Source organism: Sphingomonas sinipercae (assembly GCF_011302055.1).
Classification (GTDB): domain Bacteria; phylum Pseudomonadota; class Alphaproteobacteria; order Sphingomonadales; family Sphingomonadaceae; genus Sphingomicrobium; species Sphingomicrobium sinipercae.
Genome location: NZ_CP049871.1, coordinates 940,263 through 961,666 on the forward strand (window position 1 = coordinate 940,263; position 21,404 = coordinate 961,666).

Below are 21,404 nucleotides of genomic sequence, written 5' to 3' on the forward strand. Positions count from 1 at the left end.
CGCCCGCCTCAACCCAATATGCGGGTGTAGCTCAGTTGGTTAGAGCGCCGGCCTGTCACGCCGGAGGTCGCGGGTTCGAGCCCCGTCACTCGCGCCATTTTTGGCATCGGCGGCATTGCCGCCGCTTTGGCAATCGCCGCGTGCCGCGCTAGTTGGGCAGGGTGAACGGGTCTCTCGAAGCCGCTTATGCAATGCTTGGCCTGCGCCCGGGCGCCAACCGCGATGCGGTCGAGCGCGAATATCGGCGCCTGATCAAGGAATATCATCCTGACCATGCCGGCGGCGACGGCGAGCGGGCGGCGGAAATCAATCGCGCCTACGCGCTGATCCGCAAGACTCCGGCTCATCCCCCACCCGTTGCGACCTATCCGCAGCATTCGTTGCAGCGGCGCAAACTCACCGGCCTGTCGCCGTTCCTGGGCCTCGCCTTGCTGATCGCGGCGGTGTTGGTGGGCTGGAACGTGGCCGGCAATGACGAGGTTTCCTGGACGGCCCTCGGCGCCTCGTTCGACGGCTCCGCGGCCAACGAGACCTTCATCAATGCCCAGCCGCGCCCGGGCCTCGACGAACCGCTCGCGACCAGGCTGATCGATCTGGCCGTCGCCGACGCAATCCGGTTGCACGAAGCGGCCGAGCCGCGATCGATGGCGGCCAATAGCGCTGAATGCCTGCGCGCGCTCCGCGCCGACCCGAGCGCGACCCGCTTCGACTCCTGCGCTGCCTTCGACGAGGCGATTTCCATCCTGGAGACGGGCCGCGCCGGATTCCAGCGCGGTCCGTTCAACGCGGCGTCGGTCTCTGCCCGTCAGGTTGCTGCCGGCCGGCTGCTATCGACCGATACGTTCGCGGTGGATTCGCGGCTTCAGCAGATGCGCTCGCGGGTGCAGATGACGCTGTTCCCAAGGATTCCCGATCCGCCGCGGACGGAGCACCGCAAAGAGGTCTAGTTCGAGGAGGCAGCGCCTGCCGGGGCAGCCGCCTTGCCGAGCGGCGCTTCATCCGAGCTCAGCCCTTTGGACAGGGTCCAGCGCAAATTGTCCGACGCTCCGGCCTTTTCGATATACGGCTTGTGCGTGGCATTCTCGACCGCCGCCTTGGCGAGGTCGAAGCGAATTGCGATGCGCCCGGCGTCAGCTTTCTGAATCTTCGCGCCGGGGATTTCCTCGACGGCCTTCTCCGCCTCGGCCTCAAGGTCTGCGACGGCTAGCGGTGTCTCGGCCGAGCGGTTGCCGAACGCGGCCAACGCGGCGGTGCGAAGCGCCAGCGAATCGGGCTCCTGCTTCGCATAGCGCTGGCTGAATGCCGGCGGGCGGCCCCAGCCGCCGCTCCAGCGATAGAAAAGGTGCGCGCCGACGACAGCGTTCTTGACCAGGCTCGAAGCCCAATAGGGAAGCACGTAATTGGCGTGATAATGGGTCGCCCAGCCGGCGGGCGCATAGACCGCGCCGTTGAGCGCCGCATAGGCGACGCGGCTTGCGCGCGCCCAGCCTTCGCTGTCGGGCCGGCGCTGCAGCGAGCCGTCGCAAGTAAAGGTGAACTGGCAGCCCGTCGCCCGGGTCGAGCCCTGGTAGACGACGCCGCAGACAGTGGACGGGAAGGCCGGGTGGCGGAGCCGGTTGAGCACGACCTGCGCGACCGCGCGCTGGCCGTCGTCGCTTTCCTGCCCGGCTTCGTAATAGACTGCGCTGCTCAGGCATTCGAGCGCGCGCGCCTTTGCCGCCGGGGTCAGCCCAGCCATCGAAAATGGCGCGGCCGCCGGGTTGGGCCCGCTTGCAACCGGGATCTTGCCGTTGAGCGCCAGCGCCTCTTCCGGGGCGACGTTGCGCACCAGCATGGGCGGCGGCGCGGGGGTGGCGGCAGCGACCTGTTCGCGGCTGAAGCCGGACAATCCGGGACTCGACCAGGCGGCGCCACCCGCGGTCAGCAAAATCGCCGCGGCAACGCCGCCCAGCGCGATGAGTTCGCGCGGGTGTTGCTGCCACAGGCGGGCCGGGGAGAGGTTGGTTGCGATCATCTTGGAAGGGGCAGTGATATACTCGGCTAATACGGCGAGTTCAATGACCCCCGCCTGAATGGGCCCGCCATTGCCCCGTTTCGGCCCACCGCAGCAGCGGCTTCAACGGCAGTATCCAGACCAGCCCGAGCGCGAGGTAGAAGACCGATTGCAACAGTACAGGCCAGCTTCCGACGAACCGTGACAAAGCGACGGCGATCAGACCGGTGACCACGATCAGTCCGACGATCGCGACGATTGCCGCCGGCTTGCGCCAGGATGGCGTTACCGGAACCATTCGAGGCCGTCCGGGCTGGCAAAGGCATGGAGCGGGATGTCCCACGGGTCGGATGGAATCAGGACGTCGATTCGCTGCAGCGGCCAGCCGACCCCGATCAGCTTCGCCCCGCCCTTGCGAAGCCGGGTCAGCGCCCGGTCGTAGTGGCCCTTGCCGCGGCCGAGCCGGGTGCCGCGCTTGTCGATCGCGATCAGCGGGACGAGGATCAGGTCCGGCTCGACCGCCGGCGCCGACAGCTTGGGCTGCATCATCCCGAACGGCCCGGGCGAAAGCGGGTCGCCGGCAAGGAAGCGGAACGGCTTTCCGGGATCGTGGAAAGCCGGAAAGGCGACGATCCGGCCGACCGCGCGGGCTTCCTCCATCGCCAACTGCGGACTTATTTCGCTGCCCAGTGGGGCGTAGCCGCCCACGACCGAGGCGGAGGCGCACAGTGCCGTGAGCCGTTCGGCAAGCTTTTGTTCGAGGCGCGCCTTCGCCCCGTCGCTAAGCGAACGGACGAATGCCTTGCGCGCGTCCAGGGTCGCTCGGCGAAGCACGTCCTTCTCGAACGGAGCGGACATGCCGAGCCCTCCGGTGCCAGCTGGGAAAGGGGGAAGTGACGGGACCACCATGGCCGTTTGCCGGAAATCCACTGACGCCACAAACGTCAGGTGGGAACCATGTGCATCGGACCAGGGTCCGAACAGGGACAGCTCCCTAGGATTTTAGATAGCCTCAGGGATTTTGAAGGCCACGTACCGGGCAGTTCCCGTCGCTTTCTATTTAGACCTTCGGCGCTTCATTCTCAAGGGCGTCGGCAAGCGACTCGAGGCGGCTGGCGAGCCGCTCCGCGCGCGCTGCAAGTTCCGGGTCTGGCGTAGACGGCAACGTCGTGCCGCCGCCTTTGTTCTCGATGATCTGGTCGGCCAGCAGGAGGCCGGCGAACAGCAGCTGGCGCGCTTCCGACAAGCTGCCCAGGCCGGACAGGGCCTCACGGCTTTTGGCGTCGACCATCCGCGCCGCGGCGCGCAGATTCTCTTCCTCTCCCGAGCGGCAGGCGACCCGGTACGGCCGGCCGGCGATGATGAGGTCGACTTCAGCCATTGGCGGCCCGGACCATTTGATCGAGTTCGGCGATGGCGGCGCCGACCTTCGCGCGCAATTCCTCGTCGCGGAGCTGCTTCGGGCGTTCGCGGATCGCGCGCTCGATCCTGCCGAGCGCGCGCTCGGCGCGGTCGAATGATGTCGCCAGGCCCCCGTCGTCCATGCCCTTGGGCCTACGCAAAGTGCGGCTGACCCGCAAGCATTGACGCTAAGCGACGCGGCTTCCAAAGGGGCGCGCGACGCCACGGCGAATCCGCCGTTTGCGGCCACACCCCATTGCGGAGCTCGGATGCAGCCGACCCAACGCCGACTTGCCAACGCCATCCGCGCCTTGTCGATGGATGCGGTGGAGACCGCGAACAGCGGCCATCCCGGCATGCCCATGGGGATGGCGGATGCCGCGACGGCCTTGTTCACGCGCTACCTGAAATTCGATCCCGCCGACCCCAGGTGGCCGGACCGAGACCGCTTTATCCTGTCGGCCGGCCACGGGTCGATGCTGATCTATTCGCTGCTTTACCTCACCGGCTACGACAACCCGACGCTCGAAGAGATCAAGAATTTCCGCAAGCTCGGCTCGCCGTGCGCCGGGCACCCGGAAAACTTTGAGCTGCCGGGCGTCGAAGTGACGACCGGCCCGCTCGGCCAGGGGCTGGCGATGGCGGTCGGCATGGCGATGGCAGAGCGGCATCTCAACGCTTGCTACGGCGACGAGCTGGTCGATCACCGCACCTACGTGATAGCCGGCGACGGCTGCCTGATGGAAGGCGTCAACCATGAGGCCGTCGGCCTTGCCGGCAACCTCAAGCTCGGTCGGCTGATCGTCCTGTGGGACGACAACAAGATCACCATCGACGGTTCGACCGACCTGTCGCGCAACGAAGACGTGATTGCCCGTCACGCCGCCTGCGGCTGGCACACGGTCGAATGCGACGGCCTCGACAGCGGCAAGGTGTCGAAGGCGATCGAGGAAGCGATTGCCGACGAGCGCCCCTCGCTGATCCGGTGCCGGACGATCATCGGCTATGGCGCGCCCAACAAGCAGGGCACGGCCGCCACCCACGGCGCAGCGCTCGGCAAGGACGAGGTAGAGGCGGCTCGGAAAGAACTCGGGCTCGACCCGCAGGAGTTCACTGTCCCCGACGACGTGCTCCAGGCATGGCGCACCGCGGGCCAGCGCTGCCAGCAGGCCCACGCCGAATGGAAACAGCGGCTCAAGCAAAGCGGGAAGGGCGATGAGTTTCTCGCCCGAATGGCCGGCCAGGCGGACGACAGCTGGCTCAAGCCCTATCTCGACGGACTGATCGCCAATCCGCCCACCGTCGCCACGCGCAAGGCGTCGGAAATGGCGCTGGAGGCGATCAACCCGGTGGTCACTTCCACCATCGGCGGTTCGGCCGACCTCACCGGATCCAACAATACCAAGACCAAGGCGCTGCAGCCGCTGACCGACAAGAATTACGGCGGCCGCTACGTCTATTATGGAATCCGCGAATTCGGGATGGCGGCTGCGATGAACGGGATGGCCCTTCACGGCGGAGTCATCCCTTACGGCGGCACGTTCCTGGTCTTTACCGATTACGCGCGGCCCGCGATCCGGCTGTCGGCGCTGCAGCGGGCCAAGGTCATCTACGTGATGACTCACGATTCCATCGGCCTTGGCGAAGACGGGCCGACCCACCAGCCGATCGAGCACCTGCAGAGCCTGCGCGTCATTCCTGGGCTGGAGACCTACCGGCCCGCCGATGCGGTGGAGACGGCCGAATGCTGGGCGCTGGCGCTGGCGAGCGAAGGGCCGAGCGTGCTGGCGCTGACCCGCCAGAACCTGCCGCCGGTGCGGACAAAGGCGTCGGGCGAGAATTTGTGCGCGCGCGGCGCTTACCGGCTGAAGGCGGCCGGCGCGGCGCGGAAGGTCATCCTGATCGCCACCGGTTCGGAGATCGAAATCGCGCTTGGCACGGCGGCGAAGCTTGAAGCGCGCGGCATCGGTGCCGACGTTGTGTCCATGCCGTCGACCGACCGTTTCGACAAACAGGACGAAGCCTATCGCGAAAGCGTCCTTCCGGACGTTTCCAACCGCGAGATCCTGCGCGTCAGTGTCGAGGCGGGGACCACGATCGGCTGGGAGCGCTATACCGGCCTGCATGGCCTGCGCATCGGCATCGACCGCTTCGGCGTCTCGGCGCCGGCGCCGGACGCTTACGAATATTTCGGACTGACGGCTGAAGCGATCGAATCGCGCGTCGTCGACCTCCTGCAAAAAAGGGAAATGCTATGACCAAAGTTGCAATCAACGGCTTCGGCCGGATCGGTCGCCTCGTCGCCCGCGCCATCCTGGAGCGTCCCGACAGCGGGCTTGAGCTGGTCGCGATCAACGACCTTGCGGACGCGAAGGCCAACGCCTGGCTGTTCAAGCGCGACAGCGTCCACGGCATGTTCCCGGGCGAAGTTTCGGCCGACGGCAACGACCTCATCGTCAACGGCAAGCGGATCAAGGTGACCGCCGAGCGCGATCCCGCCAACCTTCCGCACGGCGCCAACGGCATCGATATCGCGCTGGAATGCACCGGCTTTTTCACGGACCGTGCCGGCGGCGAAAAGCATTTGTCGGCCGGCGCCAAGCGCGTGCTGATTTCGGCCCCGGCCAAGGGCGCCGACCTGACCGTCGTCTACGGCGTCAACGACGACAAGCTGACCGCCGAGCACAAGATCGTCTCCAACGCGTCGTGCACGACCAACTGCCTGGCCCCGGTCGCCAAGGTGCTGAACGACACGATCGGCATCGAACGCGGGCTGATGACGACCATTCACGCTTACACCAACGACCAGAAGATCCTCGACCAGATCCACCCGGACATGCGCCGCGCCCGCGCCGCCGGAATGTCGATCATCCCGACCACCACCGGCGCCGCGCGCGCCGTCGGCGAAGTGCTTCCGGAACTGAAGGGCAAGCTGGACGGCTCCGCGGTGCGGGTGCCGGTGCCCAATGTCAGCCTCGTCGACCTGACCTTCACGCCTAAGCGCGACACGAGCGTCGAGGAAGTAAACGGAGCGCTCCGCGCCGCCAGCGAAAGCGGCCGGCTGAAGGGCATCCTCACCTATTCGGAAGAACCGCTGGTCTCGATCGACCTCAACCACAATCCGTCGAGCTCGACCGTCGACAGCCTCGAAACCGCGGTGCTCGAAGGCAAGCTGGTCCGCGTCGTTAGCTGGTATGACAACGAATGGGGCTTCTCCAACCGCATGGTCGATACCGCCGCGGCGATGGCCAAGCTGGGTTAGGGATGCCGTTCAAGACCCTCGACGACCTGCCCGACGACCTGACCGGCAAGAAAGTGCTGGTGCGGGTCGACCTCAACGTGCCGATGGAAGGCGCGTCGGTCGCCGACGACACGCGGCTCCGCGCCATGCTGCCGACGGTGCTGGACCTTAGCGACCGCGGCGCCATCGTGCTGCTGCTGTCGCACTTCGGGCGGCCAAAGGGGCAGGTGCGGCCGGACATGTCGACTGCGCAGCTGGTGATGCCGATGTCGAAGCTCACCGGCCGGTCCGTCCGTTTCATCGAGGACTGCCAGGGGCCGGAAGCGCAACGCGCGCTGACGACGATGCTGCCGGGCAACATCGGCATCCTCGAAAATACGCGCTTCCACGACGGCGAAGAGAAGAACGATCCAGCGCTTGCAAAGGCGATTGCGGCGCTTGGAGATTATTACGTCAACGACGCCTTCTCCGCCGCGCACCGGGCGCATGCCTCGACCGAGGGTGTTGCGCATTTGCTGCAAAGCTTTGCCGGCAGGGCGATGGAAGCTGAACTCAAGGCGTTGGAGCGCGCGCTCGGCAATCCCGAGCGGCCGGTGGCGGCGGTCGTCGGCGGCGCCAAGGTGTCGAGCAAGCTCGGCGTGCTCGGTCACCTGATCAGCAAGGTCGATCACCTGATCATCGGCGGCGGCATGGCCAACACCTTCCTCGCCGCGCGCGGCGTCGATGTCGGCGAGTCGCTGTGCGAGCATGAGCTGACCGGCGAAGCGAACGACATCTTCGATCGCGCCGATCAGGCGGGCTGCACGATCCACCTGCCTTACGACGTCGTGGTGGCCAAGGAATTCGCCGCCAACCCGCCGAGCGTCCGCACGTGCAACGTGCACGAAGTCGCCGCGGACGAGATGATCCTCGATGTCGGGCCGGCAGCGGTGGAAGCCCTGTCCGACGTGCTGAAGAATTGCCGCACCCTCGTCTGGAACGGGCCGCTCGGCGCGTTTGAGACGGAGCCTTTCGACGCGGCCACCGTTGCGCTCGCGCGAACTGCGGCGGCGCTGACGCAGGACGGCAGCCTCGTTTCCGTAGCCGGTGGCGGCGACACGGTCGCGGCGCTCAATCACGCCGGCGTCGCCGACGATTTCAGCTTCGTCTCGACCGCCGGCGGAGCGTTCTTGGAATGGATGGAAGGGCGCGTGCTGCCAGGCGTTGCCGCCCTTCAGAAGCAATAGGGGAAGTCATGAATTCGTCGGAAATGGCCCGGAAGATCGAACAGGGCCAAGGTTTCATCGCTGCGCTCGACCAGTCCGGCGGCTCCACGCCCAAGGCACTGGCCGGTTACGGTGTCGAAGAAGGCGCCTGGTCGAATGACGAGGAAATGTTCGGCCTCATCCACGACATGCGCAGCCGCATCATCACCGCGCCCTCGTTCGGCAGCGGCAAGGTCATCGGCGCGATCCTGTTCGAACGCACCATGGACGGCCAGGTCAACGGCAAGCCGACGCCGCAGGCACTGATCGATCAGGGCGTGGTTCCCTTCATCAAGATCGACAAGGGACTCGAGGACGAAAGCAACGGCGTCCAGCTGATGAAGCCGATGCCCGACCTCGACGCGTTGCTGGTGCGGGCCAAGGGCCTGGGCGTCTTCGGCACCAAGGAGCGTTCGGTCATCAACGTCGCCAACCCCGACGGCATCGCCGCAGTGGTCGCGCAGCAATTCGATGTCGCCCGGGAGGTGCTCGCCCACGGCATGATGCCGATCATCGAGCCGGAGGTAAACATCAAGAGCTCGTCCCGCGACGCCGCGGACCGGCTTCTGCTCGAAGCGCTGCTCGGCCAGCTCGATAGCTTGCGCGAAGGCGAGCGCGTGATGCTCAAGCTTTCGATTCCGGCCCAGCCGGGCCTGTTCCAGCCGCTGGTCGATCACCCCAATGTGCTGCGCCTCGTCGCGCTGTCGGGCGGCTTCAGCCGCGAAGATGCCTGCCGGGAACTTGCCCGCAACCCGGGGATGATCGCTAGCTTCTCGCGCGCCTTGCTGTCGGACCTGCGCCACGGCCAGAGCGACGAGGAATTCGACCGCACGCTGGGCGCCGCGATCGATGACATCCACCGCGCCTCGACGGAGAAGGTGGCGGCCTGAGTGGACGACGAGTTCGATCCGACGCTGTTCACCCCGCCCACACGAACGGCGCCGGCGCAGCTGTATCTGATCAGCCCGCAGGATGTCGGCGGCGTCTTCCCGGACCGGCTGAAGGCGGCGCTGGAGGGTGGGTCCGTCGGTGCGTTCCAGCTTCGCGTCAAGGATGTCCCTGACCACGATCTTGCTCGTCTCGCCGAGCCGCTGCAGCGCATCTGCGCCGACGCGGACGTAGCCTTCATCGTCAACGACAGCATCGCCCTGGCCAAGCGGCTCGGCGCGGACGGCGTCCACCTTGGCCAGCGTGACGGCGATATCCGCGAAGCGCGCGCCGAGCTTGGACCGGATGCACAGATCGGCAAGACCTGCCACGACAGCCGCCACTTCGCGATGGAAGCGGGGGAGGCCGGCGCCGATTATGTCGCGTTCGGCGCCTTCTACCCGACCACGACCAAGCCGAGCGACTACCGCCCCGATCCGGCGATGTTGAGCTGGTGGTCGTCGCTGTTTGAAATACCGTGCGTCGCGATTGGCGGCATCACCCCCGATAATGCGCGGCCGCTGGTCGCTGCCGGCGCCGATTTCCTCGCGGTCTGCCAGGCAGTCTGGGGCGCGGGCGATCCCGGCAAGGCGGTCGCCGATTTCGCCGACGTCCTCGCCGGCTGAGATTGCGACGGAAACACTTATCCGATCGGTCGTTACACCTCGGCAACAGACAGGGACGCTCGCGAGGCATGAATAGCCGGACCTTCAGCATCATCGCCACCGCGGTCGTCACGGCGATCCTGACCAGCGCATTCTGGATATTCGCGTTCAACATCGCCAAGGCGCCGAGCGGGCCCCAGCCCGCCGGCAAGGTGGCGAGGATCGACACGCCGCAAGGGCCGGAGGTCGCCATTGCCGAAGGCGTGGTGGTCGGCCCCGCCGGGCTCGCCATCCCGGTTGCAGGCATCAAGCCCGACAATCTGGTCGATACGTTCACGCAGGCGCGGGCCGGCGGGGCCCGGGTCCACGACGCAATCGACATCATGGCGGCCGAAGGCACGCCCGTCGTCGCCGCCGCCGACGGCAAGGTCGAAAAGCTGTACTTCTCCGACGGCGGCGGCGGGGTCACCGCCTACGTGCGCTCGCCCGACGGCCTCTGGTCTTATTATTACGCGCACCTGCAAGGGTACGCGCCGGGCCTGGCGGAAGGACAGCAGGTCAGGCGCGGCCAGCTGATTGGCCGCGTCGGCCATACTGGCAACGCGAACCCGGCCGGTCCGCACCTCCACTTCGCCATCAATCGGATGCAGCAGGGCCAGAAGTGGTACGACGGGGAGCCGGTCAATCCGTACCCGCTGCTTGCCGGGAAGAAGGTCGGCGGCTAGGGCGCAGCCTGCTCTTTCACACTCTATCACGAGACCGGTCATGAAGATCAGCGGCGTGGACATCCGTCCCGGCAACATCATCGAATATGAAGGCGGCATCTGGCGCGCGGTGAAGATCCAGCACACGCAGCCCGGCAAGGGCGGGGCCTACATGCAGGTCGAGCTGAAGAACCTCATCGACGGCCGCAAGAACAATGTCCGCTTCCGCAGCGCCGAGACGGTCGAGCGAGTCCGCCTCGACACGAAGGATTTCCAGTTCCTGTTCGCCGAAGGCGACATGCTGACCTTCATGGACAAGGAAAATTACGAGCAGATCAGCTTGCCGCGCGACTTGCTCGGCGACGCCGCGGCCTTCCTTCAGGACGGCATGGACGTGGTGATGGAGCTGTACGACGAACGGCCGATCTCGGTGCAGCTTCCGGACACCATCGAAGCGATGATCGTCGAGGCCGACGCAGTGGTGAAGGGGCAGACCGCCTCGTCCAGCTACAAGCCCGCGATCCTCGACAACGGCGTTCGCGTGATGGTGCCGCCGCACATCGGCAGCGGAACCCGAATCGTCGTCGACGTCTACGAGCAGACCTACGTCCGCCGCGCCGATTGATCGTGGCAATCTGAATGGTTTCCCACTCCGGCCTCATCACCGTCATGACCCGCGCCGCCCGCAAGGCGGCGCCGCGGCTTCGGCGCGACTTCGGCGAGGTCGAGCACCTGCAGGTCAGCCGCAAGGGGCCGGGCGACTTCGTGTCGATGGCCGACAAGCGTGCCGAGGAAAGCATTGTCGAGGAGCTTCGCACCGCGCGTCCCGACTGGGGTCTGCTGCTCGAAGAGGGCGGCGAGATCGCGGGCAACCCCGACAAGCCGCGTTGGGTCGTCGACCCGCTCGACGGAACCAGCAACTTCCTCCACGGGATCCCGCATTTCTCGATCTCGATCGCGGTAATGGAAAAGCGGCCCGACGGCCGCGAGGAACCGAGCAGCGCGCTCGTCTACCAGCCGCTGACGGACGAGACCTTCTGGGCCGAAAAGGGCAGGGGCGCCTGGCTTCACGATCGGCGCCTGCGCGTTTCCTCGCGCCGCGACCTGGCCGATACGGTTATCGGTACCGGCATTCCCCACCTTGGCCGAAGCGATCCCGCGCGCTGGTCGAGCATCTACGCCGCGGTGGCCCCCGAAGTGGCCGGAATCCGCCGCTTCGGATCGGCGGCGCTGGACCTTGCCTGGGTCGCCGCTGGTCGGATGGACGGCTTTTGGGAAGACGATCTGGCGCTTTGGGACACCGCCGCCGGCGTCCTCCTGGTCAAGGAAGCGGGCGGGTTCGTCACCGACTATCGCGGCTCCGACCGCGCGTTCGAGCGCGGCGAGTATGTGGCCGCCGCCGGCAGCATCCACAGCAAGCTGCAGAAACTCGTCGCCGGAGCGGTTCGATAGGCGCTCAGATGGTTGCGACCCGCTACTCGCTGGCCTAAAGCGCCGCCAAGTTCGAAGCCCCTGGAGTTCCCCTTGGCGAGCGTTGCCTTCGGTTACCTGCCGATCCTGCTGTTCCTGCTGGTCGCCCTGGGCCTTTCGGCGGCGTTCGTCGTGCTGCCGATGATCGTGTCGCGTTTCACCGGCGCGCACCGGCCGGACCCACAAAAGCTCAGCGAATATGAATGCGGCTTCCCGGCGTTCGAGGACAGCCGGTCCCAATTCGACGTCCGCTTCTATCTCGTCGCCATCCTGTTCATCGTCTTCGACCTCGAAGCGGCCTTTCTGTTCCCGTGGGCGGTTTCGCTCGACGCGACAGGCTGGGTCGGCTGGGGCGCGATGATGGTGTTCCTCGCCGAGCTCGCGCTTGGGCTGGCCTATGCCTGGAAGAAGGGAGCGCTCGAATGGGAGTGATGCTTCGCCCGGGCGAAGACCCGATGCCGACCGAGGAGGAGATTGCGCGCGCCGCGGGACTGCTCGCCGGCGACGTGGACCAGAAGCTGTTCGAGGAAATGCGGGCCGAGCTGGACAGCAAGGGCTTTATGGTCGCGAAGACCGAAGACCTGTTCACCTGGGCGCGCACCGGCTCGCTCTGGTGGATGACCTTCGGCCTCGCCTGCTGCGCGGTCGAGATGATCCACGTCAACATGCCGCGTTACGACCTGGAGCGCTTCGGGGTCGCCCCGCGCGCATCGCCGCGCCAGTCGGACGTGATGATCGTCGCCGGGACCCTGTGCAACAAGATGGCGCCGGCGCTGCGCCGGGTTTACGACCAGATGAGCGAGCCGCGCTACGTCATCTCGATGGGCAGCTGCGCCAACGGCGGCGGCTATTATCACTACAGCTACAGCGTCGTTCGCGGCTGCGACCGCATCGTGCCGGTCGACATCTACGTTCCCGGCTGCCCGCCGACGGCGGAAGCGCTGCTTTATGGAATCCTGCAGCTGCAGCGGAAAATTCGGCGCGAAGGGACGATCGAGCGCTGATGCTGGTCCCCCACGTCCCCAGGGCCGCGTCCGACGACGGCGTGATCGAGGCTGCGCGGGCGGCCATCGGTGATGCCGTGCGCGATGCGAAGGCGGCCGTCGGCGAGATCACGCTGACGGTGGAGCGCGGCGCGATCGTCGACGTGCTGCGGACGCTGCGCGACACGCCCGGCCTGGAATATCAGCAGCTGATGGAGATCGCGGGCGTCGATTATCCCGACCGGGCCGAACGGTTCGAAGTCGTCTATCACTTGCTCTCGCTGACGATGAACCGGCGGATCCGGGTCAAGCTGTCGACCGATGAGGCGAGCCCGGTGCCTAGCGTGGTCGGCCTGTGGCCGGTCGCCGGCTGGCTCGAGCGCGAAGTCTACGACATGTACGGCGTCAGCTTTGCCGGCAACCCGGACCTTCGGCGGATCCTGACCGACTACGGCTTCGAAGGCTTCCCGTTCCGCAAGGATTTCCCGCTGACCGGCTATACCGAGCTTCGCTATTCCGAAGCCGAAAAGCGGGTCGTCAGTGAACCTGTCGACCTGCCGCAGGACTTCCGCAGCTTCGATTTCCTGATGCCCTGGCAGGGACCGGAATATCTCCTTCCTGGCGATGAGAAAGCGAAAGCGGAAGGCGCCGGCGCACCGAGCCCCGCGCCGCCGCCAGCCGGCCCGGCGCCGGCCAATGTCGCGACCCCGGCCGACACGCCCAAGACCACGGAAAGCCCGGCGCAGACCGGCGGCGGCGCACCTGCCGACAAGGCGGCCGCCAAAAGCGCGGCGAAGAGCAGCGCAAGCAAGGCCAAGAGCCAGGTCAGCAAGGACAGCAACGAGCCGCAACCGAACCCGAAGGGGCCGGGCCGCCGCCGTCCGACGGGGAGCGCGTGATGAGCGAGACCCGCGCTGCCACCCGCAAGGTCGAAATGAGCGTCGGTGCCGCCGGTGCGGAGGGCGTTGTTGCCGGCCGTGAGACGGCCGCGGGCGCCGTCGGCGAAGCGATCGACAATTACACGATCAACTTCGGCCCGCAGCACCCGGCCGCGCACGGCGTGCTGCGCCTGATCCTGGAGCTGGACGGTGAGATCGTCGAACGCGTCGATCCGCACGTCGGGCTGCTCCACCGCGGCACTGAAAAGCTGATCGAGTACAAGACCTACGCGCAGGCGCTGCCCTACTTCGACCGGCTCGATTACTGCTCGCCGATGTGCATGGAGCATAGCTTCGTGCTGGCGATCGAGAAGCTGCTCGGCCTCGAGATCCCGCTGCGCGCCCAGTACATCCGGACGTTGATGGCGGAACTGACCCGCATCAAGAACCACATGCTCAACCTCGGCGCCCACATCATGGACGTCGGCGCGATGACCCCGAACCTGTGGCTGTTCGAGATCCGCGAAGACATCATGCAATTCTACGAGCGCGCGTCGGGCGCCCGGATGCATGCCAATTACTTCCGCGTCGGCGGCGTCCGCGAGGATTTGCCGGAGAAATTGCTCGCCGACCTCGGCGACTGGCTCGACACGCGCTTCAAGCTGTTCGAGGACGCGATCAGCCTGGTTGCCGACAACCGCATCTTCAAGCAGCGCAACGTCGACATCGGCGTGGTCAGCAAGGAAGATGCGATCGCGTGGGGCTTCTCCGGCCCGATGATCCGCGCGTCAGGCATCCCGTGGGATATCCGCCGCAGCCAACCGTACGAAGTCTACGACCGGATGGAATTCGACATTCCCGTCGGCACCAACGGCGACTGCTACGACCGCTTCATGGTCCGGGTCGAGGAAGTGCGCCAGTCGATGCGCATCATGCGCCAGTGCCTGAAGGAAATGCCGGCCGGCCCGATCGGCGCCGACAGCAAGGTCTTCCCGCCGCGCCGCGCCGAGATGAAGACCTCGATGGAAGCGCTGATCCATCACTTCAAGCTCTACACCGAAGGCTATCACGTCCCCGCTGGCGAAGTGTACGTCGCGACCGAAAGTCCGAAGGGCGAGTTCGGCGTCTATCTCGTCGCCGACGGCACCAACCGGCCTTACCGCTGCAAGATCAGGCCGACGGCGTTCAGCCACCTGCAGGCGATGGACTTCATGATGAAGGGCCATATGCTCGCCGATGTCACTGCGGTGCTCAGCGCCATCGACGTCGTGTTCGGGGAGTGCGACCGGTGATCTCGATGATCGGAGGAATTATCGGTATCACTGCCCTGCTTCTGTTTGTCGCCGCGCAAGGATTGGTCGTCTTCGTTTCGGCGTACCTGATATTGCGGGTTGTCGGTTCGACGAGTTGGGCAGCCAAGGGTGCTGCAATGCTGATTTCTTACGTGATTTGGGTCGCAGTGACGATCGTCGGCTACTCACTTATCGGCGGCGACGGTGGATTGATGGACGGCTTCGGAATGGTGCTCACGCTTTGCTTCTGCGCGCTGATTAGTTCGATTGTTTATTTGCTCGTGTGGGCCGCACCCAGTCGTAGGGTCGTCGACTAGTGGCCGTAAATGCACCAGTTGAGGATCCACAGGTCCTCGCCCAGTGGCAGGACTTCGCGTGGACGGCCGACAACGCGAAGCGCGCCACCGAAATCATCGCACGCTATCCGGCCGGTCGCCAGCATTCGGCGGTGCTGCCGTTGCTCGACCTCGCCCAGCGGCAGGTCGGCGCGCAGACGAATACGCAGGGCTGGATCCCGATTCCGGTGATGGAGTTCGTCGGGCGGCAGATCGACATGCCGTACATCCGCGTGCTTGAGGTCGCGACCTTCTACACGATGTTCAACCTGGCGCCGGTCGGCCGCTTCCATGTCCAGGTGTGCGGGACGACGCCATGCATGTTGCGCGGGTCGGACGACGTGCTCGACGCATGCTACAAGAAGGGGCTGGAGAAGGGGCACACCACCCCCGACGGCCTGTTCACGTTGAGCGAAGTCGAATGCCTCGGCGCCTGCGCCAACGCGCCGATGGTCCAGATCAACGACGACAATTACGAAGACCTGACGTTCGACAGCATGACCGCGATCCTTGACTCGCTCGCCGCGGGAAAGGCGCCCAAGCCGGGCCCGCAGGTCGATCGCCAGACCAGCGCGCCGGAAGGCGGCCCGACCAGCCTGAAGAAGATGGCCGAGCGCAATTACGACTACCGCTCGCAATGGGGCGCGGCTCCGGCTGGAGAGGGCGCATGAGGGCGAAACTCACTCCGGATTTCATGCGGGCGCATCCGGTCAGGTCGGGTCTGTGGTTCGCGCTTCCTTTGGCGTTTGGCTCCTTGCTCGGAACATGGCTCTTCGGCCGGTTCAACCTGCCCTTTGTGGTTACCGCGCTTCTGGTCTGGACCCTCGGAGGCCTTGCCTGGGGCTACTCGATGAAGTCCTACCATACCCGTTTCAGGAGTGATCGATGACGATCGTCGGAATCATCGTCCTCGCGCTGCTCGCCTTCCTCGTCCTCAAGGTCGTGGTTGGGGTCGTGAAGTTTGCGCTGCTCGCGGTCATTGTCATCGCCGCGGTCGGCTTCGTCGCGAAGAAGCTGCGCTGATGGACGCGCTTGCGATCATCGTCGCCGTCGTGCTCGGCTTCATCGCGCTGAAGTTCATCAGCGGGATGATCAAGTTCGCCGTGCTCGCGGTCATCGTCGTCGCGGCGGTCCTGTTCCTGACCGGCGGGTTCGGCGGATGAGCTACACCGGGCCGCTCAGCGACAAGGATCGCATCTTCACCAACGTCTACGGCTATCAGTCCGCCGGGCTGAAGGCGGCGCAGCAGCGCGGCGACTGGGACAATACCAAGGCGCTGATGGCGCTTGGCCAGGACGCGATCATTGACATCGTCAAGGAAAGCGGGCTTCGCGGCCGTGGCGGCGCGGGCTTCCCGACCGGCATGAAGTGGGGCTTCATGCCCAAGGAGCCCAAGCCCGGAAAACCCAACTTCCTGGTCATCAACGCCGACGAGTCTGAGCCCGGGTCGTGCAAGGACCGGGAAATCATCCGCCACGACCCGCACAAGCTGATCGAAGGCGCGCTGATCGCCAGCTTCGCGATGCGGGCGCGGGCCTGCTACATCTACATCCGCGGCGAGTTCATCCGCGAGGCGGAGGCGCTGTCGAAGGCGGTGGCCGAGGCCTATGACGCCGGCCTGCTGGGCAAGAATGCGGCTGGCTCGGGCTACGATTTCGACCTGTTCGTCCACCGGGGCGCGGGCGCCTACATCTGCGGCGAAGAAACGGCGATGCTCAACAGCCTGGAAGGCAAGAAGGGCTGGCCCCGGCTGAAACCGCCGTTCCCGGCGGGCGCCGGCCTCTACGGATGCCCGACCACGGTCAACAACGTTGAATCCATCGCCGTCGTGCCGACCATCCTTCGCCGCGGCGCAGCCTGGTTCAAGGGCTTCGGGCGCGAGAAGAACGAAGGCACGAAGCTGTTCCAGCTGTCGGGCCACATCAACACGCCGTGCGTGGTCGAGGAGACGATGAGCATCAGCTTCCGCGAGCTGATCGACCGCCATGGCGGCGGCATCCGCGGCGGCTGGGACAATCTGCTGGCGGTGATTCCGGGCGGATCGTCGGTGCCGCTGGTGCCCGCGCATGAGATTATGGACGCGCCGATGGACTTCGACGGCTTGAAGGCGCTCGGCTCCGGCCTTGGCACCGCGGCGGTCATCGTCATGGACAAGTCGACCGACATCGTCCGCGCGATCAGCCGCATCAGCTACTTCTACAAGCATGAAAGCTGCGGCCAGTGCACGCCGTGCCGCGAAGGCACCGGCTGGATGTGGCGGACGATGGAGCGGCTGCGCGACGGGGACGCCACCCCGGCGACCATCGACAAGCTGCTCGACGTCACCAAGCAGGTCGAAGGCCACACCATCTGCGCGCTGGGCGACGCCGCCGCCTGGCCGATCCAGGGCCTGATCAAGCATTTCCGCCCCGAAATCGAACGCCGTATCGCCGAACGCGCCGGCCGGACGATGCTGGAGGCGGCGGAATGAAGCTCATTCTCGCCATTGGCATCGTCGCCATCATCGCCATCGTCATCATCTCGATGCAGCGCAGCGGCCCGCGCGTGACGACGATCGAGCATCGCCGCGAAGACGAAGATACCGAGGATCGCGGGTGATGTACGGCGGCCTTGCCCTCATCCTGCTGGTGTTCGCGCTGATCCTGGCGCTGCCGCTGTTCGCCGTTTCCGCACGCGTGTCCCGCCGCGAAAATGCGAAGCTGGCGATGCGCGACGAAGAAGCGATCGGAGAGATTGAGCGCGAAGATCAGGTTCCGGGAGCGCGTCGCTAATGCCTAAGGTCACCGTCGACGGCGTTGAGCTGGAGGTTCCGCAAGGCGCGACCGTGCTGCAGGCGTGCGAGCTTGCGGGCAAGGAGATACCGCGCTTCTGCTACCATGAACGGCTGAGCATCGCCGGCAATTGCCGCATGTGCCTGGTCGAGGTCGCGCCGGGGCCGCCCAAGCCGCAGGCGTCGTGCGCGCTGCCCGCGGCCGACGGCCAGGCGATCCGCACCGACACCGCGATGGTCAAGAAGGCGCGCGAAGGGGTGATGGAGTTCCTGCTCATCAACCACCCGCTCGACTGCCCAATCTGCGACCAGGGCGGGGAATGCGACCTGCAGGACCAGGCGATGGCCTACGGCCGCAGCTTCTCCCGCTTCGACGAGAACAAGCGGGCGATCGACGACAAGTACATGGGCCCGGTCATCAAGACGTCGATGACCCGCTGCATCCAGTGCACGCGCTGCGTCCGCTTTGCCGAGGAAGTCGCCGGCGTGCCGGAAATCGGGATGCTCTATCGCGGCGAAGATTCGCAGATCACGACCTATCTGGAAAAGACCGTGTCGTCTGAGCTTGCCGGCAACCTTGCCGACGTCTGCCCGGTCGGCGCGCTGCTGCAGAAGCCGCAAATCTTCGAAATGCGGCCGTGGGAGCTGCGGCGCGTACCCGGCATTGACGTGATGGACGCGGTTGGATCGAACATCCGCATCGACGTTCGCCAGCGGCAGGTGATGCGGATCCTCCCGCGCGTCCACGACGACGTCAACGAGGAATGGATCAGCGACAAGACGCGCCACCATGTCGACGCGCTCGTCCGCAACCGGCTCGACCGCCCCTGGGTGCGCGAAAAGGGCAAGCTTCGCGAAGCGAACTGGACCGAAGCGCTGCAGTTGTTCGCCAAGAAGCTGAAGGCGGCGGGTCCGAGCGTCGCGGCGATTGCCGGCGACCTGCTCGACGCCGAGACGATGTATGCTGCCAAGGCGCTGCTCGCCCAGCAGGGCTCGACCTTGCTGGAAGGGCGGCAGACCGGTCTCGACTATGACGTGTCGAACCTCGCCTCGGTCGCTTTCAACTCGACCATCGCCGGAATCGAACATGCGGACGTGGTCCTGCTGGTCGGGAGCAATCCGCGCTGGGAGGCGCCGCTGGTCAATACGCGCCTGCGCAAGGTGGCGCGCAAGGGCGGCAAGATTTTCGCCATTGGGCCGGAAGTCGATCTCGCGCTCAAGGCCGAATGGCTGGGCGACGACCTCAAGCTGCTCGGCAAGCTGCCCAAGGCGGTGACGGAAGCCTTTTCGAGTGCCGAGCGGCCGGCGGTCATCGTCGGGCCGGGTGCGCTGGCCGCAGGCGGTTTCGGCGCTGCCCTGGCGCTGGTCGAACCGCTCGGGCTGATCAAAGACGGCTGGAACGGCTTCAACGTCATCCACACCGCCGCGTCGCGGATGGCGGGGATCATCCTCGGCTTCGCGCAGCCGCGCGGGCTCGCCGATATCGAGGCTGCGCAGCCTAAGCTCGCCATCCTGCTCGGCGCCGACGAAATTGCGGCGACCCGAATCCCGGGCAGCTTCAAGGTTTACATCGGCCACCACGGCGACAAGGGCGCGGCCTCGGCCGACCTCGTGCTTCCGGGCGCCGCTTACTCCGAAAAGCACGGCACCTACGTCAACCTGGAAGGCCGGGTTCAGCGCGGCGAGAAGGCGGCATTCCCGCCCGGCGAAGCGCGCGAGGATTGGTCGATCTTCCGCGCGGTTTCCGAACTGGCCGGCCAGCCGCTGCCGTTCGATACCTTCGGGCAATTGCGGCAGGCGATGGTCGCCGACCATCCCGAGCTTACCACCGAAGGGCTGCTCAAGCTCGACTGGTCGCCGCCGAAGCTCGATGCGAAGGCTTCGGGCCCGGTCGGCTACCCGATTGCCGATTTCTACCTGACCAACGCGATCTGCCGCGCCAGCCCGACCATGCACATCTGCTCGGCCGAAGTGCTGCACGGCCGCGCCCCAGCGCTGGAGGCTGCGGAGTGACCGCACAGTTCCAACAGTGGGGAATGACCTACGAATGGTCGTGGTTCCTCGCCACGATCATTGGCATCCTCGTCATCGCCCTGCCGCTGATGCTGGCGGTAGCGATGATCATCTATGCCGACCGCAAGATCTGGGCCGCGATCGCGCTTCGCCGTGGTCCGAACGTGGTCGGTCCGTGGGGCCTTCTGCAAAGCTTCGCCGACGGCCTGAAGGTGTTCCTGAAGGAAACCATCGTCCCCTCAGCCGCGAACAAGGGCCTGTTCCTGATCGCGCCGATCGTCGCCTTCACGACAGCGTTGATCGTCTGGGCGGTGATCCCGTTCGCACCGGGGGTCGTCCTGGCCGATATCAACGTCGGGCTGCTCTACGTCCTCGCGGCTTCGTCGCTGGGCGTTTACGGCGTGATCGTCGCCGGCTGGGCATCCAACTCCAAATACCCGTTCTACTCGGCGCTCCGTGCCGCAGCGCAGATGGTCAGTTACGAGGTTTCGATCGGCTTCGTCCTGATCTGCGTCGTGCTCTACGCCGGGACGTTCAACATGAGCGGGATCGTACTGGCGCAAACGGGGCACATCTTCGGCCTGCTCAACGGCTTCGGCTTCAACCCCTTGCTGTTCCCGATGGCGGTCGTGTTCCTGATCAGTTCGATGGCCGAGACCTTCCGCACGCCGTTCGACCTCACCGAGGCGGAGAGCGAGCTCGTCGCCGGGTTCCAGACGGAATATAGCTCGATGAGCTTCGCGCTCTTCTGGCTTGGCGAATATGGCAACGTCATCCTGATGTGCGCGCTCAACGCCATTCTATTCTGGGGCGGATGGTTGCCGCCGCTCAACATCGACCTCATCCCCTGGTTCGATATCCCCGGCATCCTCTGGCTGTTCCTGAAGATGAGCATCTTCTTCTTCATCTTCAGCTGGGTCCGAGCGACGGTGCCCAGGTACCGTTACGACCAGCTGATGCGGCTCGGCTGGAAGATCTTCCTGCCCTTGAGCCTGGTTTTTGTCGTCCTTGTGTCCGGCTGGCTGATGCTGACCCGTTATGGAGCCGCCGCATGATCGCGCACTGGATCAAGTCGTTCACCCTCTGGGAGCTGGTGAAGGCGCACTGGCTGACGCTGAAGTATTTCTTCAAGCCCAAGGCGACGATCAATTACCCGTATGAGAAGGCGCCGCAGAGCCCGCGCTTCCGCGGCGAGCATGCGCTGCGCCGTTACCCGAACGGCGAAGAGCGCTGCATCGCCTGCAAGTTGTGCGAGGCGATCTGCCCGGCGCTGGCCATCACCATCGAATCTGAACCGCGCGAGGACGGCAGCCGCCGCACCACCCGCTACGATATCGACATGGTGAAGTGCATTTACTGCGGGCTGTGCGCCGAAGCCTGCCCGGTGGATGCCATCGTCGAAGGCCCGAACCTGGAATTCGCGACCGAAACGCGGGAAGAATTGCTTTACGACAAGGCGAAACTGCTGGCCAACGGCGACCGCTGGGAACAGGCGATCGCCGCCAACCTTGCCGCCGATGCACCCTACCGATAAGCGCGCCGCAACCG

The 21,404-nt window shown here is 65.8% G+C and carries 28 protein-coding genes and 1 tRNA gene; 24 read left to right on the forward strand and 5 right to left on the reverse strand.

Annotated features, from left to right (window positions below):
- The first annotated feature begins 20 nt into the window (after positions 1-20).
- Together G7078_RS04875 and G7078_RS04880 are read left to right on the forward strand one after the other, a co-directional pair.
- Positions 21-97 (forward strand) — tRNA-Asp (locus tag G7078_RS04875).
- A gap of 64 nt (positions 98-161) precedes the next feature.
- Positions 162-947 carry a J domain-containing protein gene (locus tag G7078_RS04880; RefSeq protein WP_166093569.1) on the forward strand — a complete coding sequence of 262 codons (786 nt, stop codon included), beginning with the start codon at positions 162-164 and terminating at the stop codon, positions 945-947.
- Here the strand turns inward: G7078_RS04880 and G7078_RS04885 are convergent.
- The 5 genes from G7078_RS04885 to G7078_RS04905 all read right to left on the reverse strand — a co-directional run bounded on the left by G7078_RS04885 (position 944) and on the right by G7078_RS04905 (position 3,537).
- A complete protein-coding gene (locus G7078_RS04885; RefSeq protein ID WP_166093571.1) occupies positions 944-2,014 on the reverse strand; it encodes a cell wall hydrolase in 1,071 nt (356 codons plus the stop codon). The genes G7078_RS04880 and G7078_RS04885 overlap by 4 nt on opposite strands.
- A gap of 40 nt (positions 2,015-2,054) precedes the next feature.
- The gene (locus tag G7078_RS04890; RefSeq protein WP_166093574.1) at positions 2,055-2,291 is read right to left on the reverse strand and encodes a DUF2842 domain-containing protein; all 237 of its coding nucleotides are present in this window, start codon (positions 2,289-2,291) and stop codon (positions 2,055-2,057) included.
- A complete protein-coding gene (locus tag G7078_RS04895; RefSeq protein ID WP_166093576.1) occupies positions 2,279-2,851 on the reverse strand; it encodes a 5-formyltetrahydrofolate cyclo-ligase in 573 nt (190 codons plus the stop codon). Before G7078_RS04895 ends, G7078_RS04890 begins: the two co-directional genes overlap by 13 nt.
- Before the next feature lie 202 nt (positions 2,852-3,053).
- On the reverse strand, positions 3,054-3,374 hold the full coding sequence (locus G7078_RS04900; RefSeq protein ID WP_166093579.1) for a cell division protein ZapA: 321 nt from the start codon (positions 3,372-3,374) through the stop codon (positions 3,054-3,056).
- Positions 3,367-3,537 carry a hypothetical protein gene (locus G7078_RS04905; protein WP_166093581.1) on the reverse strand — a complete coding sequence of 57 codons (171 nt, stop codon included), beginning with the start codon at positions 3,535-3,537 and terminating at the stop codon, positions 3,367-3,369. The genes G7078_RS04900 and G7078_RS04905 overlap by 8 nt, the downstream gene beginning before the upstream one ends.
- A 126-nt stretch (positions 3,538-3,663) precedes the next feature.
- On the opposite strand from G7078_RS04905, the gene tkt reads away from it, so the two are divergent.
- The 22 genes from tkt (at position 3,664) to nuoI (ending at position 21,390) form a co-directional block, all read left to right on the forward strand.
- A complete protein-coding gene (gene tkt / locus G7078_RS04910) occupies positions 3,664-5,652 on the forward strand; it encodes a transketolase (RefSeq protein ID WP_166093583.1) in 1,989 nt (662 codons plus the stop codon).
- Positions 5,649-6,656: a type I glyceraldehyde-3-phosphate dehydrogenase gene (gap, locus tag G7078_RS04915; RefSeq protein ID WP_166093585.1), complete on the forward strand. Its 1,008-nt coding sequence runs from the start codon at positions 5,649-5,651 to the stop codon at positions 6,654-6,656. The genes tkt and gap overlap by 4 nt, the downstream gene beginning before the upstream one ends.
- 2 nt (positions 6,657-6,658) lie before the next feature.
- Complete coding sequence (locus G7078_RS04920; RefSeq protein ID WP_166093587.1) at positions 6,659-7,861, forward strand: phosphoglycerate kinase; 1,203 nt, start codon at positions 6,659-6,661, stop codon at positions 7,859-7,861.
- An 8-nt stretch (positions 7,862-7,869) separates the two neighbouring features.
- Complete coding sequence (locus G7078_RS04925; protein WP_166093590.1) at positions 7,870-8,769, forward strand: fructose bisphosphate aldolase; 900 nt, start codon at positions 7,870-7,872, stop codon at positions 8,767-8,769.
- Positions 8,770-9,432 carry a thiamine phosphate synthase gene (thiE, locus tag G7078_RS04930; RefSeq protein WP_166093592.1) on the forward strand — a complete coding sequence of 221 codons (663 nt, stop codon included), beginning with the start codon at positions 8,770-8,772 and terminating at the stop codon, positions 9,430-9,432. It abuts the gene before it with no gap.
- Between the two features lie 68 nt (positions 9,433-9,500).
- Positions 9,501-10,136 (forward strand): M23 family metallopeptidase, encoded by a 636-nt coding sequence (locus tag G7078_RS04935; RefSeq protein WP_166093594.1) that lies wholly within the window; start codon positions 9,501-9,503, stop codon positions 10,134-10,136.
- Between the two features lie 40 nt (positions 10,137-10,176).
- Positions 10,177-10,740 carry an elongation factor P gene (gene efp / locus G7078_RS04940; protein ID WP_166093597.1) on the forward strand — a complete coding sequence of 188 codons (564 nt, stop codon included), beginning with the start codon at positions 10,177-10,179 and terminating at the stop codon, positions 10,738-10,740.
- 14 nt (positions 10,741-10,754) lie between these two features.
- Positions 10,755-11,567 carry an inositol monophosphatase family protein gene (locus G7078_RS04945; RefSeq protein ID WP_166093599.1) on the forward strand — a complete coding sequence of 271 codons (813 nt, stop codon included), beginning with the start codon at positions 10,755-10,757 and terminating at the stop codon, positions 11,565-11,567.
- Positions 11,568-11,639: 72 nt separating this feature from the next.
- The gene (locus G7078_RS04950; protein WP_166093602.1) at positions 11,640-12,017 is read left to right on the forward strand and encodes an NADH-quinone oxidoreductase subunit A; all 378 of its coding nucleotides are present in this window, start codon (positions 11,640-11,642) and stop codon (positions 12,015-12,017) included.
- The gene (locus tag G7078_RS04955) at positions 12,008-12,589 is read left to right on the forward strand and encodes a NuoB/complex I 20 kDa subunit family protein (RefSeq protein ID WP_425505261.1); all 582 of its coding nucleotides are present in this window, start codon (positions 12,008-12,010) and stop codon (positions 12,587-12,589) included. Before G7078_RS04950 ends, G7078_RS04955 begins: the two co-directional genes overlap by 10 nt.
- Positions 12,589-13,467, forward strand: a complete 879-nt coding sequence (locus G7078_RS04960; protein WP_166093605.1) for an NADH-quinone oxidoreductase subunit C — start codon at positions 12,589-12,591, stop codon at positions 13,465-13,467. Before G7078_RS04955 ends, G7078_RS04960 begins: the two co-directional genes overlap by 1 nt.
- Positions 13,467-14,738 (forward strand): NADH-quinone oxidoreductase subunit D, encoded by a 1,272-nt coding sequence (locus tag G7078_RS04965; RefSeq protein ID WP_246166487.1) that lies wholly within the window; start codon positions 13,467-13,469, stop codon positions 14,736-14,738. Before G7078_RS04960 ends, G7078_RS04965 begins: the two co-directional genes overlap by 1 nt.
- On the forward strand, positions 14,735-15,055 hold the full coding sequence (locus G7078_RS04970; RefSeq protein ID WP_166093608.1) for a hypothetical protein: 321 nt from the start codon (positions 14,735-14,737) through the stop codon (positions 15,053-15,055). The genes G7078_RS04965 and G7078_RS04970 overlap by 4 nt, the downstream gene beginning before the upstream one ends.
- A complete protein-coding gene (locus G7078_RS04975) occupies positions 15,055-15,744 on the forward strand; it encodes a complex I 24 kDa subunit family protein (protein WP_166093609.1) in 690 nt (229 codons plus the stop codon). Before G7078_RS04970 ends, G7078_RS04975 begins: the two co-directional genes overlap by 1 nt.
- A 214-nt stretch (positions 15,745-15,958) precedes the next feature.
- Positions 15,959-16,096 (forward strand): hypothetical protein, encoded by a 138-nt coding sequence (locus G7078_RS04980; RefSeq protein ID WP_166093612.1) that lies wholly within the window; start codon positions 15,959-15,961, stop codon positions 16,094-16,096.
- The gene (locus G7078_RS04985) at positions 16,096-16,236 is read left to right on the forward strand and encodes a hypothetical protein (protein ID WP_166093614.1); all 141 of its coding nucleotides are present in this window, start codon (positions 16,096-16,098) and stop codon (positions 16,234-16,236) included. The genes G7078_RS04980 and G7078_RS04985 overlap by 1 nt, the downstream gene beginning before the upstream one ends.
- Entirely contained in the window at positions 16,233-17,543 is a 1,311-nt protein-coding gene (nuoF, locus tag G7078_RS04990; protein WP_166093617.1) for an NADH-quinone oxidoreductase subunit NuoF, read from the forward strand. The genes G7078_RS04985 and nuoF overlap by 4 nt, the downstream gene beginning before the upstream one ends.
- Positions 17,540-17,671, forward strand: coding sequence for a hypothetical protein (locus G7078_RS10995; protein ID WP_281346923.1), 132 nt, complete (start codon positions 17,540-17,542; stop codon positions 17,669-17,671). Before nuoF ends, G7078_RS10995 begins: the two co-directional genes overlap by 4 nt.
- Positions 17,671-17,844 (forward strand): hypothetical protein, encoded by a 174-nt coding sequence (locus G7078_RS04995; protein ID WP_166093619.1) that lies wholly within the window; start codon positions 17,671-17,673, stop codon positions 17,842-17,844. Before G7078_RS10995 ends, G7078_RS04995 begins: the two co-directional genes overlap by 1 nt.
- Positions 17,844-19,856 carry an NADH-quinone oxidoreductase subunit NuoG gene (gene nuoG, locus G7078_RS05000; RefSeq protein WP_166093621.1) on the forward strand — a complete coding sequence of 671 codons (2,013 nt, stop codon included), beginning with the start codon at positions 17,844-17,846 and terminating at the stop codon, positions 19,854-19,856. Before G7078_RS04995 ends, nuoG begins: the two co-directional genes overlap by 1 nt.
- Complete coding sequence (nuoH, locus tag G7078_RS05005; RefSeq protein WP_166093623.1) at positions 19,853-20,911, forward strand: NADH-quinone oxidoreductase subunit NuoH; 1,059 nt, start codon at positions 19,853-19,855, stop codon at positions 20,909-20,911. Before nuoG ends, nuoH begins: the two co-directional genes overlap by 4 nt.
- Positions 20,908-21,390 carry an NADH-quinone oxidoreductase subunit NuoI gene (gene nuoI / locus G7078_RS05010; protein WP_166093626.1) on the forward strand — a complete coding sequence of 161 codons (483 nt, stop codon included), beginning with the start codon at positions 20,908-20,910 and terminating at the stop codon, positions 21,388-21,390. Before nuoH ends, nuoI begins: the two co-directional genes overlap by 4 nt.
- Positions 21,391-21,404 lie beyond the last annotated feature (14 nt).

Coding starts and splice junctions, on each gene's coding strand:
- G7078_RS04885 (WP_166093571.1), bottom strand. CDS start 2,014: ATGATCGCAACCAACCTCTCCCCGGCCCGCCTGTGGCAGCAACACCCG.
- G7078_RS04890 (WP_166093574.1), bottom strand. CDS start 2,291: ATGGTTCCGGTAACGCCATCCTGGCGCAAGCCGGCGGCAATCGTCGCG.
- G7078_RS04895 (WP_166093576.1), bottom strand. CDS start 2,851: ATGTCCGCTCCGTTCGAGAAGGACGTGCTTCGCCGAGCGACCCTGGAC.
- G7078_RS04900 (WP_166093579.1), bottom strand. CDS start 3,374: ATGGCTGAAGTCGACCTCATCATCGCCGGCCGGCCGTACCGGGTCGCC.
- G7078_RS04905 (WP_166093581.1), bottom strand. CDS start 3,537: ATGGACGACGGGGGCCTGGCGACATCATTCGACCGCGCCGAGCGCGCG.
- tkt (WP_166093583.1), top strand. CDS start 3,664: ATGCAGCCGACCCAACGCCGACTTGCCAACGCCATCCGCGCCTTGTCG.
- gap (WP_166093585.1), top strand. CDS start 5,649: ATGACCAAAGTTGCAATCAACGGCTTCGGCCGGATCGGTCGCCTCGTC.
- G7078_RS04920 (WP_166093587.1), top strand. CDS start 6,659: ATGCCGTTCAAGACCCTCGACGACCTGCCCGACGACCTGACCGGCAAG.
- G7078_RS04925 (WP_166093590.1), top strand. CDS start 7,870: ATGAATTCGTCGGAAATGGCCCGGAAGATCGAACAGGGCCAAGGTTTC.
- G7078_RS04935 (WP_166093594.1), top strand. CDS start 9,501: ATGAATAGCCGGACCTTCAGCATCATCGCCACCGCGGTCGTCACGGCG.
- efp (WP_166093597.1), top strand. CDS start 10,177: ATGAAGATCAGCGGCGTGGACATCCGTCCCGGCAACATCATCGAATAT.
- G7078_RS04945 (WP_166093599.1), top strand. CDS start 10,755: ATGGTTTCCCACTCCGGCCTCATCACCGTCATGACCCGCGCCGCCCGC.
- G7078_RS04955 (WP_425505261.1), top strand. CDS start 12,008: ATGGGAGTGATGCTTCGCCCGGGCGAAGACCCGATGCCGACCGAGGAG.
- G7078_RS04960 (WP_166093605.1), top strand. CDS start 12,589: ATGCTGGTCCCCCACGTCCCCAGGGCCGCGTCCGACGACGGCGTGATC.
- G7078_RS04965 (WP_246166487.1), top strand. CDS start 13,467: ATGAGCGAGACCCGCGCTGCCACCCGCAAGGTCGAAATGAGCGTCGGT.
- G7078_RS04980 (WP_166093612.1), top strand. CDS start 15,959: ATGACGATCGTCGGAATCATCGTCCTCGCGCTGCTCGCCTTCCTCGTC.
- G7078_RS04985 (WP_166093614.1), top strand. CDS start 16,096: ATGGACGCGCTTGCGATCATCGTCGCCGTCGTGCTCGGCTTCATCGCG.
- nuoF (WP_166093617.1), top strand. CDS start 16,233: ATGAGCTACACCGGGCCGCTCAGCGACAAGGATCGCATCTTCACCAAC.
- G7078_RS10995 (WP_281346923.1), top strand. CDS start 17,540: ATGAAGCTCATTCTCGCCATTGGCATCGTCGCCATCATCGCCATCGTC.
- G7078_RS04995 (WP_166093619.1), top strand. CDS start 17,671: ATGTACGGCGGCCTTGCCCTCATCCTGCTGGTGTTCGCGCTGATCCTG.
- nuoG (WP_166093621.1), top strand. CDS start 17,844: ATGCCTAAGGTCACCGTCGACGGCGTTGAGCTGGAGGTTCCGCAAGGC.
- nuoI (WP_166093626.1), top strand. CDS start 20,908: ATGATCGCGCACTGGATCAAGTCGTTCACCCTCTGGGAGCTGGTGAAG.